This is a genomic window from Flavobacterium sp. Sr18 (assembly GCF_011064265.1).
GTDB lineage: Bacteria > Bacteroidota > Bacteroidia > Flavobacteriales > Flavobacteriaceae > Flavobacterium > Flavobacterium petrolei.
Genome location: NZ_CP049329.1, coordinates 3344041 through 3358220, shown reverse-complemented (window position 1 = coordinate 3358220; position 14180 = coordinate 3344041). Strand labels below are relative to the sequence as shown.

Here is a 14180-nt window from a genome sequence, read left to right as displayed (position 1 = left end):
ATTCTGTAAAAAATATACTATCAATTTTCTCATTAACAAATATTAACAATATTTTCTTGATTATCAAAAAAGCATTAGTTAAAATCCATAAAGTAAAAAAAAAAAATTGTCCGTTTTTTGTCATAAACCTGTAATCCCCGCAATTACTAGTCTATCGAATAATTTTTCTTAAAATATCTTCTATTTAACTTGTAAAAAAACTCATTTAGTTACAATTAAATATATCTTCCTTTTATTATATTGTAATTTCCTAATAAAATACCTTTGGCATTACTTATTGCAGTATGGGCCCATCGCAAAGTTTTTGATGTTGTTTCTTTATTGGATTTCTCTTTTATGTGTATTTCAAAAAGCCTGCGATGTCAATATTTGATATAATTTTTTCAGAAAAAAATACTTTTCTCTGAAATTAATTTTTTAATAGTGTCATTAATCTGCTTAGCGGTATGATCTGTTTAAATTTTTGCTTTAAAATACCGAAATCGATTTGATTTTTTTCCTGTTTCAATATCTTCTAAAATTGTTGCTTCAGCACTAATTGCGGTACTCATTTTTCCTGCTTCGCCTCGACCACGAATCCCTTTTTCTTGCCCTATTTCTGATAATTCAACAGTAAAATATCCTTCGTCAAATTCTGTCATTTCTTCCAAAGCATAGCGCACATCTCTATTACCCATTGCTTCCCGCACCTTATGGGACCATAACCCAAACTGGCTCGTATCGCTTTAATCCAAATTGCATTTGAATTTCTTTGCTTGAAAATTCTTTTTTAGTAGCGGTCATTAAAAACATAGTTTTATACCAAATCAAAAAGGACAAATTAGAACTTTGCATTATTGTTCCATTTCGCAAAGAAATTCTACTTCCACATTTTTTAAATGCATAACTCCAAACACTTTTATCCAAAAATATGCTTTACCTACGCATTTACATTGAGCTCCAATCTTGTCTCTTTCTTCTTTAAAATGTAGTCTACAAGATTCTGCGCTTCCAAAATTTGCTGTTAAACTGAATAAATACATAGCTTTTATTATAACGATAGTACATTTTCTTAAATTATGACTAACTACAGACAATCATTAGTTTTTTTATTAAAATCAAATCAAATATTTCGTTTACGTTAAAACAATGCTAAGGATTTCATAATTAAATGCAAAATTATAATTTATATCTTTAATCTGAAAAGTAGTTCTTGTAAACTCGTTAAAAAGCAATTAAAATCGTTATTTAACTCTAATAAACAAAAACAAACTAATTTCTTTATATAAAATAACAATACGAATTTTTTTTTACTGTAAAAAAAGTAAAAGCGGAATAAAGAGGACTGACCATTTTCAATTTCCGTATACTTCGCACTTTTAGCCATGTAAATTTAATAACTAGTGAAGGATCTGAATATTTAAATTCGACAAATGACATTAAAGTATCGATAAGTAAAACTATAAGTAATTTAAAAAATATAATAATACACTTCAATAAAAAAGAGTATGGTGCTAACAATATGAAAAAGTTGGTAGTTTTTAATGTCCAATTTTAGCCTAAAATCAGATGGTCAATTTGAACTGGAAAGTGGTGGTCAGTTTGCTCCGAAACTGGTGGTCAATTTGACAGGTTTTCCACTACTCCAATTCAGTCAGTATTTTATATAGCGTAAAAATTGGCAATTTATCTGTTAATCAGACCGTATCCAATGGTTTTATATTTTCAATTTATCAACCACCAAAAAAGGCTATCCAAGTTTATGGATAGCCTTTTTTGATAGTTGTTGTTTTGATAAGGTTTATTGCATCGATACAATAATAAATTCACTTCTTCTATTGGCTTGGTGTTGCTCCTCTGTACAGTTTGATTGGTTCGTAGGTTCACACCCACAATCGTTTACAAGCTGTGATTCGCCGTATCCTTTGGCCGTTAATCTATTGGCAGCTATACCGTTTTTAATCAACCATGCCTTGGTTGCTTTAGCTCTTCTATCAGATAATGCTTGGTTGTAAGCTACGGTTTGTCTACAATCTGTATGGGATCTAATGTCGATGGTCATCTTTGGGTATTCTTGCATCACTGCTAATACTTTTTCAAGCTCAAAAGCAGCATCTTTTCGAATGAATGACTTGTCTAAATCAAAATACAAAATCGGAATATCTAAGGTTTTAGCTAAATCTGTTCCTACATCAATTGCTTTTTTTCGTGGCTCTAAAGCCAATGGACCTTGTGTTACTCCAGATACGTTTGCTATTACAATCTTATTCTCTTTGGTTTCATATTCTGGTTTTTCTCCACGTAAATAATACGTTTTTCCACATTCAACCTCAAAGGCATAGTCCCCTGATGATGCAGTTGTACTTTCTTTGATCAAATTGAAATTGGAATCAAACAAACTTACCTTAGCATTTGCCAGGACTAAACCTGTATCCTGATCCTTGATGACTCCTTGAAGTGCTTGAGCACATATTAGAACTGGGAATTTATTGAATCTATAAATGTCATCAGATCCTAATCCGCCCTCTCTATTGGAAGTGACAAATCCTTTTTTATTCTCTGCATCTATCACAAATGAAAAGTCGTCTTGGGCACTGTTTATAGGTGTCCCTAAGTTTTCGATAGAAATTCCCGGAGTTTTTGATGATAAATCCATAACAAATACATCTAAACCTCCAAGTCCGGGATGTCCATCACTGGCAAAGTACATCTTATTATCTGGTGAGATATAAGGAAACGTTTCTCTTGACTCTGTGTTTATAGGCAATCCTAGATTCTCTGGCGTGCCGTACGTATCATTTGGATTGATGCTTACTTTAAAAAGATCTGATAATCCCTTGGTCCCTGGCATGTCTGATGCAAAATACAAGGTTTTCTCGTCTACACTCAACGCTGGATGCGCTACACTATATTCATTACTATTAAAAGGTAATTCTTGTACATTTACCCATTTTCCGTTTTCGTTTGTGGCTTTGTAGAGTTTTAATAATATAACACGTCTGCTGTCTTTTTGCTTTTTACCATTTAGATAATTATTACGGGTAAAATACATGGTTTGGCCGTCTTTGGTAAAAACAGGTGTAGACTCATGAAACCTACTGTTGATGTTTTTATGGAACACCTCTGGCTTGTCCATACTACCATCTGTACTTATCTGAGAACTGTACAAGTTGGTGAACGATTCATTGTTCCACTTGAACACTTTTTTAGCTACACCACCTGTGTCTCGTGCCGATGCAAAAAGTAGCGTGTTGTTGTAATAAGCACTGCCGTAATCAGAATAAGGAGAGTTAATTCCTGCATCGAAGATTTCATATTTCCCTGAATTTTTCTTGATCTCATTCAAGTAATCGCGCTGACTCGCAAAAAGTTTTCCTCGCTGGTCTGTAGCTGATTTTGCTATGAATTGCTCTAACATTTTATCGGCCTTAGCATAGTTTCCTACTGCTTTTAAAGATTGAGAATACCTGTAATAGTACTCTGGCTCTTGGGAGGCATTCATCTCAAAAAGTGCTGAGTACCACTTCTCTGCCTGGATCAAATCCGCTATGAAGTAATAGGAATCTCCTAGTTTTTGGAACATTTTTTCGTCTTTATACCCTTTCGCTGCTACTTTCTCATAAGTAGCTATTGCATCAACGTAAGAATAATTATCGAAGTTTTTATCCGCAATTGCTACTCCTTTTTTTTGGGCATACCCCATTACTGTTGATACTAAAAAAACTACACAGCATCCGAAATGTTTGGCGCTTAATTTCATAACGTTATATTAAATTAAAAGAATCTAGGTGATGTAATTTTATTGTATCTGTTCAATATTTCGTAACGAAGAAATATCTCATGTGATCCGGAATTAAAATTAGCAAGTCGTGTGGTTTCCATATCATAACCATATCCAATAAACCAAGAGTCAGACACTTGAAATCCAACCATGCCACTTAATGCGGCACTCCATCTGTAAGCTGCCCCTACTGTAAACTTATCATTAATTAAAAAGTTAGCTGATAAATCTACTTGTAATGGTGCTCCTTGCACGAGCTTGGTCATGATGGCGGGTTTGAACTTTAGATTATAATCTAAATCAAACACGTGACCTGCTGTTAAATAATAATTCACTCTCTCTCTTGCAATATAAGTAGAAGCTCCTACTCCGGCATATTTATCAAAATGTTTTGTCTCTAATAAATTAGGAACAGAGAGGCCTATATAGGTATTATCAGAATACCAGTAAAGTCCAACACCTATATTTGGTGAAAACTTATTGTCTATATTGTTCTCAAAACTATAATCATTAGGATCATACTGATTCAATTTATCAAAATTGATATTCAAAAGGTTTGCTGATGCTTTCAGTCCAAAAGAGAGCTTGAAATCCTCTGAAGTATTGATATAATAGGAAAAATCAACCGCTAAATTGTTCTCGTCCGAAGGACCAATCCTGTCACTAATTATCGACACTCCTAAACCTAGTTTTGTATCTTTTATAGGAGTATTAATCGAGGCCGTATTGGTCACAGGTGCTCCATCAAGTCCTACCCACTGAGTACGATGTAAGGCAAAAATATTCAATGCTTGACGTGATCCCGCATAGGCGGGATTCACGTTTATGGTGTTGTACATGTACTGTGTAAACTGAGCGTCTTGTTGCGCATTTATAGTACCCGCGAGCAACAGCAACATTAGTATAAATTTTGTTTTCATATTCTATTATTTTAGACTTAAGAGATTTAGATTGATTACCTATTAATGTATAAATATCCTGCTTTCTCGAAACTTGTTCCTGCATTATCTTTATATCTCAAAATATAATAATAGGTTGCTTCAGGTAGCTCTTCAGCTTGTTTTACTGTTACTCTACCTTCTGAAACTCCTCTAAAAGCTCTATCGTCATTGTTGTATCCTGCTCTTTCAAATACCAATACTCCCCAACGGTTGTATATTTCTACTGTGTTATCAGCATAACATTCTAAACCTCTGATGCGGAAAACTTTGTTGTCACCGTTTCCATTTGGAGCTACTGCATTAAACACTTCAATTACACATCCTTGAATAGCTAGAACAGTTGGTCTATCACTAAGATTATTTGAATCATCTGATAAATCGCTTGTGATAACTCCAAGAGGTGTTACTCCTGTTACCTTGGCTTGATTAGTTACACTACCTAAATTGATGTCGGCTTGTGTCAATCGATATACTCCTTGATAGGCTGTATTGTTTGTCGCTCCTACTGGTAATAAAGGTATGCTATTACCCGATAGTATCAAACCTGATAGCACATCGGTTACTGTTACATTGTTTAATGGAGTGTTTCCTAAGTTGCTTATCGCAAAGCTATAGGTTATACTCTCGCCTGCTTGTGCAAATCCATCTCCATTTTCATCATTGAAAACAGCTGTTTTAATTATGGCTATTGCTGGCGCTTCACCTACAACTACAGTAGCTTGGGCTGTAGCACAGCTCAACGGGTTAGAGCCTGTTTCACAAACTTGGTAAGTAATCATGTAGGTTCCTGCTATTGTATTAGGTGCTACTGTCAAGTTTCCATTTGCGTCTATACTTAATGGACCATTTGTTACTGATGTCACATCAGTATTAGCTATGGTAGCTGGTGCTCCGTTAATGGTATCATTTGCAAGTACGCTTCCTCCTGTAACCGGTATTGTGTCATTAATAGCAATAATTGCATTGTTTACCACCACAGTTGCTGTAGCTCGTGTACAATTTGATGGTTTTGCTCCTGCTTCACAGATCTCATATGTGATGGAGTATGTTCCACTTGGTGTGTTTGGCGCTACTGTTAAGTTTCCATCAATATCTATACTCAATGGGCCATTTGTTACTGGTGTCACATCAGTATTGGCTGCGGTAGCTTGCATTTCATTAACCGCATCATTTCCTATTACATTACCCCCTGTTGTTGGGAAAGAATTATTATTGGCAGTAATTAAGTTATTGACAACTACCGTTACTGTAGCTGTGGTGCAATTTACAGGTGTCATTCCTGTTTGACAAATTTCATAAACAACAATATAGGTTCCACTTGGTGTGTTTGGTGCTACTGTAAGGTTTCCAGACAAATCTAAACTTAATGGGCCTGCGCTTACTGGCGTTACTACAATATTGGTCATCGTAGCGGGTGCGCCATTGACACTGTCATTCCCTAATACATTTCCTCCTGTTGCTGTAAAACTGTCATTACTAGCAACTAATGGATTTACATAATTAATCGTTGCTGTAGCAGTTTTGCAATTTACTGGAATTGCACCTGCTTCGCAGATTTCATATGTTATCGTGTACGTGCCTGCTGGCGTGTTTGGAGCTACTATTAAATTTCCATCTGTATCAATACTCAATGGACCATTTGTTACTGGTGTCACGTCGATATTGGCTGTAGTTGCTGGCACTCCGTTTAAAGTATCGTTCGTTGTCACGTTTCCTCCTATAGATGGAAATGTATCATTATTGGCTACCAATGGATTACTTACCACAACTGTTGCTGTTGCCTGCTTGCAGTTTATTGGGCTTGCCCCTACTTCACAGATTTCGTATACTACCGTGTACGTGCCTGATGGAGTGTTCGCATTTACCGTTATCGTTCCATTTGCATTCAATGTCAATCCTGCTGGAACCGTCACTCCTGTTAAGGTTACTTGTCCTGGGTTGGTTCCAATAGTTGGATTTAGTGCACCATCTAAGGTATCATTGGCCAATATATTTGATGTCGTGTCGCCTGTGCTTACTGCTACTGGTGTGTCATCGTTGGCAATCAATGGATTGTTTACCACTACAGTTACGCTAGCCGTATCACAATTTCCAGGTGGTGCTGGTGTTGCCCCTACTTCACAGATTTCGTATACTACCGTGTACGTGCCTGATGGAGTGTTCGCATTTACCGTGATCGTTCCATTTGCATTCAATGTCAATCCTGCTGGAACCGTCACTCCTGTTAAGGTTACTTGTCCTGGGTTGGTTCCAATAGTTGGATTTAGTACACCATCTAAGGTATCATTGGCTAATATATTTGATGTCGTGTCGCCTGTGCTTACTGCTACTGGTGTGTCATCGTTGGCAATCAATGGATTGTTTACCACTACAGTTACGCTAGCCGTATCACAATTTCCAGGTGGTGCTGGTGTTGCCCCTACTTCACAGATTTCGTATACTACCGTGTACGTGCCTGATGGAGTGTTCGCATTTACCGTGATCGTTCCATTTGCATTCAATGTCAATCCTGCTGGAACCGTCACTCCTGTTAAGGTTACTTGTCCTGGGTTGGTTCCAATAGTTGGATTTAGTACACCATCTAAGGTATCATTGGCTAATATATTTGATGTCGTGTCGCCTGTGGTTACTACTACTGGTGTGTCATCGTTGGCAATCAATGGATTGTTTACCACTACAGTTACGCTAGCCGTATCACAATTTCCAGGTGGTGCTGGTGTTGCCCCTACTTCACAGATTTCGTATACTACCGTGTACGTGCCTGATGGAGTGTTCGCATTTACCGTGATCGTTCCATTTGCATTCAATGTCAATCCTGCTGGAACCGTCACTCCTGTTAAGGTTACTTGTCCTGGGTTGGTTCCAATAGTTGGATTTAGTACACCATCTAAGGTATCATTGGCTAATATATTTGATGTCGTGTCGCCTGTGCTTACTGCTACTGGTGTGTCATCGTTGGCAATCAATGGATTGTTTACCACTACAGTTACGCTAGCCGTATCACAATTTCCAGGTGGTGCTGGTGTTGCCCCTACTTCACAGATTTCGTATACTACCGTGTACGTGCCTGATGGAGTGTTCGCATTTACCGTGATCGTTCCATTTGCATTCAATGTCAATCCTGCTGGAACCGTCACTCCTGTTAAGGTTACTTGTCCTGGGTTGGTTCCAATAGTTGGATTTAGTACACCATCTAAGGTATCATTGGCTAATATATTTGATGTCGTGTCGCCTGTGGTTACTACTACTGGTGTGTCATCGTTGGCAATCAATGGATTGTTTACCACTACAGTTACGCTAGCCGTATCACAATTTCCAGGTGGTGCTGGTGTTGCCCCTACTTCACAGATTTCGTATACTACCGTGTACGTGCCTGATGGAGTGTTCGCATTTACCGTGATCGTTCCATTTGCATTCAATGTCAATCCTGCTGGAACCGTCACTCCTGTTAAGGTTACTTGTCCTGGGTTGGTTCCAATAGTTGGATTTAGTACACCATCTAAGGTATCATTGGCTAATATATTTGATGTCGTGTCGCCTGTGGTTACTACTACTGGTGTGTCATCGTTGGCAATCAATGGATTGTTTACCACTACAGTTACGCTAGCCGTATCACAATTTCCAGGTGGTGCTGGTGTTGCCCCTACTTCACAGATTTCGTATACTACCGTGTACGTGCCTGATGGAGTGTTCGCATTTACCGTGATCGTTCCATTTGCATTCAATGTCAATCCTGCTGGAACCGTCACTCCTGTTAAGGTTACTTGTCCTGGGTTGGTTCCAATAGTTGGATTTAGTACACCATCTAAGGTATCATTGGCTAATAGATTTGATGTCGTGTCGCCTGTGGTTACTGCTACTGGTGTATCATCGTTGGCAATCAAGGGATTGTTTACCAATACAGTTACGCTAGCCGTATCACAATTTCCAGGTGGTGCTGGTGTTGCCCCTACTTCACAGATTTCGTATACCACCGTGTACGTGCCTGATGGAGTGTTCGCATTTACCGTGATCGTTCCATTTGCATTCAATGTCAATCCTGCTGGAACCGTCACTCCTGTTAAGGTTACTTGTCCTGGGTTGGTTCCAATAGTTGGATTTAGTACACCATCTAAGGTATCATTGGCTAATATATTTGATGTCGTGTCGCCTGTGCTTACTGCTACTGGTGTGTCATCGTTGGCAATCAATGGATTGTTTACCACTACAGTTACGCTAGCCGTATCACAATTTCCAGGTGGTGCTGGTGTTGCCCCTACTTCACAGATTTCGTATACTACCGTGTACGTGCCTGATGGAGTGTTCGCATTTACCGTGATCGTTCCATTTGCATTCAATGTCAATCCTGCTGGAACCGTCACTCCTGTTAAGGTTACTTGTCCTGGGTTGGTTCCAATAGTTGGATTTAGTACACCATCTAAGGTATCATTGGCTAATAGATTTGATGTCGTGTCGCCTGTGGTTACCGCTACTGGTGTGTCATCGTTGGCAATCAATGGATTGTTTACCACAATTGTTGCCACAGCGCTATTACAATTTGTTGGAGATACTGCCAATCCTGTTGATGGATTAACTTCACACAATTCATAGGTAATACTATAGCTTCCGCTTGGTGTATTTCCTGCTAATGTTACTACTCCATTCGAATCGATACTCAATGGTCCTGCAAAAACTGGGCTAACATTCGTATTGGTTGGACTTACTAAAACAGTATTCAATGTATCGTTGTCTGTTACATTAAACACTACTTTTGGATTTACTCCTGTGTTTACTGCAACTGGATTATCATCAACTGCATCAATAGGATTTAAAACAACAACTGTAGCAGTTGCATTTGTACAATTAACAGGATCTGCTCCTGATTCACATAATTGATAAATAATAGTATACGTACCAGAAACAGTATTAGGAGCTAAAGTCAAATTCCCATTTATATTAATACTTAACGGGCCTGTGGTTATTGGAGTCACATCTGTATTTGCTGATGTTACTGCTATTCCATTTAAACTATCCGCTCCAATACCGTTATTAGCTAACACACTTCCAACAGTTGTAGCCACAGTAGTGCTTGGCGCTTGTGGGGGGAAAGTATCATCAAACGCATTAATTTGATTACTAATACGAATTTTAGCGTTGGCTACATCACAATTACCCGAATTTATCTTTTCACATATTTGATAAAAAACCATATAGGTACCCGAAACTTGTCCAGAAGGTACTTTTATCGTACCATTGCTATTAAGTACAAATCCTGTAGGCGCTGTTCCACTTAATGTTAAATTAACATCTGCTGGATTTAAGACAGCTCCATTAAGGGTATCATTATTCAATACTGATGTAGTAGTTCCTCCATTTCCACCCGTATATGGTACTGCTGTAAAATCATCAACAATGGCATCTACTGCAGATTGAAAAACGTTTACTGTAACGCTGGCTGTACTGCAATTAGCTGGATTCGAACCAATTTCACATATTTGATACTCTAATGTTTGAGGTCCTGCAGGTGTACCTGCTGCAATAGTAATGGTACCATTTGCATTTAAAGTTAATACCGGATTTATAACTGTTGTTGTCAAAATAACGTCTGCGGGTTCAACTGGTGGAATTCCACTTAATGTATCATTCCCTAATACAGAACCAGTTGTAGCTCCTGGAAGTCCTCCTGTTATATCCGGGTTAGCGATAATAGCATTTAGAACTACTATTGTTGCTGTTGCTGTTGTACAATTAACAGGGTTTGCTCCTACTTCACATATTTCATATGTAATACTATAAGTGCCGGAAACTATGTTTGCTGCTAAAGTAATCTCTCCATTACTTGTTATACTTAATGGACCTGATATTTGTGGAGTAACATTAGTGTTTGCATCTGTAACTGGATCTGCATGTAACGTATCATTTATAGTTACATTTAAAACAACTTTGGGAACTTCAGCAGTCGCTACTGTAAGTGGTCCATCATTTACTCCTACTAATGGGTTCTGTACCACAACAGTCACTATAGCCGTATTACAATTTGCTGGACTTGCCCCAGATTCACACAACTCATAAGTAATTAGATAAGTTCCTGAAGCTGTGTTGGCTGCTAATGTTAAATTACCATTAATATCAATACTCAATGGTCCTGTAGTAATTGGTGTTACATCAGTGTTTGCCCCTGTTACTGCAATAGTATTTAAAGTATCATTATCTGTTACATTTAAAATAACTGTAGGTGTTGTTGCTGAAGCTACAGTTGCTGAACCATCGTTTACAGCGTTTATTAGATTTAAAACTGCTACTGTAGCCGTTGCATTATCACAATTCGCAGGGATCATATTTAATCCAGTTGATGGATCGGCCTCACATAATTGGTACGTGATGCTGTACGTACCACTTGGAGTATTGGCCGCTAAGGTTACTATTCCGTCAGCATCAATGCTCAATGGACCTGTGGTTAATGGTGTTACATTCGTATTGGTGGTAGTTGCTGCAACTCCATTTCTAGTGTCATTCTCTAATACGTTTCCTGCTGTTACTGGATTGGTACCTGATATTAACGGTGCAGCTAGCGTACTCAAGGTATCGTCATCAGCAACAATAACTGCTAATACCGTCACAGTTATTGGCGTTGTTGCTGATGATTCACAAGCGACAGTATTTAATGTTGATATAGTAATTCTTCTGTATTGAGTGGTGGATGTTAAACCTGTTGGCGCATCATATGTGACTACTGTTGCTCCTGATATTGTATTCCAAGTATTAAACGGACTTACCGCACTTTCCCATCTGTATGTACTTGTAACATCTCCAGTGCCTGCTGTTGTACTGGTAAAGGCTGCGGGGTCACCTTCATAATAAATTGTTTGATTGGCGGAAATAGTTCCTGCAGTTGGCGTTGATTGTACCGTTACGGTAACTGGCGATGTAGCTGTTGATTCACATGCTACACTATTTAAAGTTGAGATTGTGATTCTTTTATATTGAGTAGTGGCTGTTAAACCTGTTGGCGCATCATAGGTGGCTGTTGTAACTCCTGATATGGCACTCCAAGTGCTAAATGGGCTTACGGAACTTTCCCACCTGTACGTAATTATTCCATCTCCCATTCCTGCTGCTGTGCTGGTAAAAGTCGCTGGATCACCTCCATTACATATTGTTTGACTATCCGCAATTGATCCTGCAGTTGGCGTTGCTTGCACCGTTACGGTAACTGGCGATGTAGCTGTTGATTCACATGCTACACTATTTAAAGTTGAGATTGTGATTCTTTTATATTGAGTAGTGGCTGTTAAACCTGTTGGCGCATCATAGGTGGCTGTTGTAACTCCTGATATGGCACTCCAAGTGCTAAATGGGCTTACGGCACTTTCCCACCTGTGTGTAATTGTTCCGTCTCCAGTTCCTACTGTTGTGCTGGTAAAAGTCGCTGGATCACCTCCATTACAAATTGTTTGACTAACCGCAATTGATCCTGCTGTTGGCGTTGCTTGTACCGTTACGTTAAAAATAGTTGTGCTACTTGCACATCCACCTGCATTTTTTACGGTAAGGTTTCCTGTATAAGTGCCAGATGTAGCATTCGCAGGAACTGCTATACTAATTGCACTTGCAGGTAATGCGGCATTTGTAACAGCAACAAAACTATTAGTTGGCGTTGCGTTCCATGTTATGCTATAAGTTGTAGGAGTTCCAGTTGTTGAGCTGTACGATAAAGGTGTAGTTTGAAGACTTGCACTAGAACAAACACTTACAGAGGCAGCAGCCGTCGTAATAGACGGTGCTGGTGCTACCGTAACTGTTGTTGTTATACAACTGGTTACCGAACAAACATTTTTATAACGAATATAATATGTGGTGTTTACAGTAGGGCTTACTACTAAAGAATTACCTGTACCTACAAGGGTTCCACCACAAGAACCAGTAAACCATTGTGCATAACCGCCACCGCCGCCTTTGTTACCGCCGCTAACAGTTAAGGTAGTTGAGGCACCAGAGCAAATAGACGTTCCACCTGTTATCGTGGTTGGTGCTGTTGGATTTGTGTTCACTTGAACCAGCACAATTGTAGTGGTATAATACATGCCCGAAGTTACCGTTCGTCGGTACCATGTAGTTTGCGTGATACCACTAGGTATAATATAATCTTTAGAGGTACTTACACCAGGTGCCGTGGCATAAGGTGAATAAGCCCCAACCGTATTAAATTCCCATAAATAAGAATACACATTATTTCCTCCAGTGGGTGTTGAGCCAGTTATAGTCCCAGGATTTGTGCCCGAACATATTGGTTCTGCATACGATGCTACCACGTTTATTCGTTTCGGTGTACCTCCACAAGGATCGCCATATGCTCCATTAAATGTTGGAACTTTGCCTGTAGTGACACCTAAAATAACTTTATTAACTTCTGTAATACTAGTAAGTGCGTGGCAAGCTCCTAATACATAATTTGGGCTTGTACCTGTTGGCGTGCCGTAACTTGCAAAGTTTACATTAATAAAAACAAGACCATCAGGAGCGGTAACTGATGATGAAGTTGCGCCTTCAGGATAGGATGCGCCTACCGTTCCAGAAGCACCACTGGTGTAGGATGCAAAATTATTTTCTATACGTGGGTACGGTGGCGTTCCAGTTACAGTAATTCTACCCGGACCTGTAAAATAAATGTTATTCCCATTTGAAGCTCCTGTATTTGAAGCACCCCATGTACTTAAAAGGGCTCCGTCACCACCTAAAGTTAAAGTGCCCGTTTGATGCGTGTTAATTGCATTTAAATTCATCTTGACGCCCGCAACAACCTTTAAATTAGTAGTTATAATTGTATTGGCCGCAAAGGTTTTTGTTCCGGTACCGGCAAGCGTTAAATTACTATAAGTCACTCCGGCAACTATTTGATTAGCACCAACAAAGCTGATAGTGCTGGCTCCTACTGAAGTGAAAGTCCCATTGTTTACAAAATTACCGCCTATGTTAAGTAAGCTAGTAACGCTATTTGTTAAGGTTAAGGATGATAAAGCATTAATAGTTAAATCAGCACAAGAAGCTGTTATACCTGTAATTATCGGTTTATTTGTTACGTTGGGTATCACAACAACATCTATGCCTGTTGGCACTGCGCCTGTACTCCAGTTTGAGGGGGTGTTCCAATCGGTATTTGTTGCACCAGTCCAAGTGGTTTGACCTAAGCCGTACTGAAAAATCGTTAACAGTAGTAAAAGTAAAAATTTCTTCATTTGTATTGTATATTTTTATTTGTCTAATTTGAGTCAGTTTTTTTTTAATAAAAAAAGTAAATTTAACATATTTATTTAATAAATTCATTAAATCTAATTGGTTTTTATACTAATAACCCTATTATAGGTGAAAATCGACAAAATATTACTAATTGTATTGAGATATTTTTAATAAATAAATTGTGTGTTTTAATTTGTTAATCGACAAAGAAAGTATGTTTTTATAAATGCTATTGGAAATCTTTGAATATGTTGAAATTTAGT

4 protein-coding genes and 1 pseudogene are annotated in these 14180 nt (G+C 38.4%); 1 reads left to right on the top strand and 4 read right to left on the bottom strand.

The window, feature by feature from the left end; translation table 11 throughout:
* Positions 1-120: 120 nt before the first annotated feature.
* Positions 121-1022 (bottom strand): annotated as a pseudogene (locus tag G7A72_RS14815) (IS1595 family transposase).
* A gap of 501 nt (positions 1023-1523) precedes the next feature.
* Between G7A72_RS14815 and G7A72_RS16700 the strand changes: the two are divergent.
* Positions 1524-1649 carry a hypothetical protein gene (locus G7A72_RS16700; RefSeq protein ID WP_256371154.1) on the top strand — a complete coding sequence of 42 codons (126 nt, stop codon included), beginning with the start codon at positions 1524-1526 and terminating at the stop codon, positions 1647-1649.
* Between the two features lie 131 nt (positions 1650-1780).
* Here G7A72_RS16700 and G7A72_RS14810 read toward each other — a convergent pair whose 3' ends face one another.
* Genes G7A72_RS14810 through G7A72_RS14800 form a run of 3 tightly spaced genes read right to left on the bottom strand, consistent with a single transcriptional unit; the run spans position 1781 to position 13916 of the window.
* Positions 1781-3739, bottom strand: coding sequence for an OmpA family protein (locus G7A72_RS14810; RefSeq protein WP_165153037.1), 1959 nt, complete (start codon positions 3737-3739; stop codon positions 1781-1783).
* Between the two features lie 14 nt (positions 3740-3753).
* On the bottom strand, positions 3754-4680 hold the full coding sequence (locus G7A72_RS14805; protein ID WP_165153035.1) for a type IX secretion system membrane protein PorP/SprF: 927 nt from the start codon (positions 4678-4680) through the stop codon (positions 3754-3756).
* 35 nt (positions 4681-4715) lie between these two features.
* Positions 4716-13916, bottom strand: coding sequence for a gliding motility-associated C-terminal domain-containing protein (locus tag G7A72_RS14800; RefSeq protein WP_165153033.1), 9201 nt, complete (start codon positions 13914-13916; stop codon positions 4716-4718).
* Positions 13917-14180: the final 264 nt, after the last annotated feature.

Bases quoted from the DNA above. Each gene is read 5' to 3' on its own strand.
- G7A72_RS14800 (WP_165153033.1), bottom strand. From the start codon at position 13,916: ATGAAGAAATTTTTACTTTTACTACTGTTAACGATTTTTCAGTACGGC.
- G7A72_RS14810 (WP_165153037.1), bottom strand. From the start codon at position 3,739: ATGAAATTAAGCGCCAAACATTTCGGATGCTGTGTAGTTTTTTTAGTA.
- G7A72_RS16700 (WP_256371154.1), top strand. From the start codon at position 1,524: ATGTCCAATTTTAGCCTAAAATCAGATGGTCAATTTGAACTGGAAAGT.
- G7A72_RS14805 (WP_165153035.1), bottom strand. From the start codon at position 4,680: ATGAAAACAAAATTTATACTAATGTTGCTGTTGCTCGCGGGTACTATA.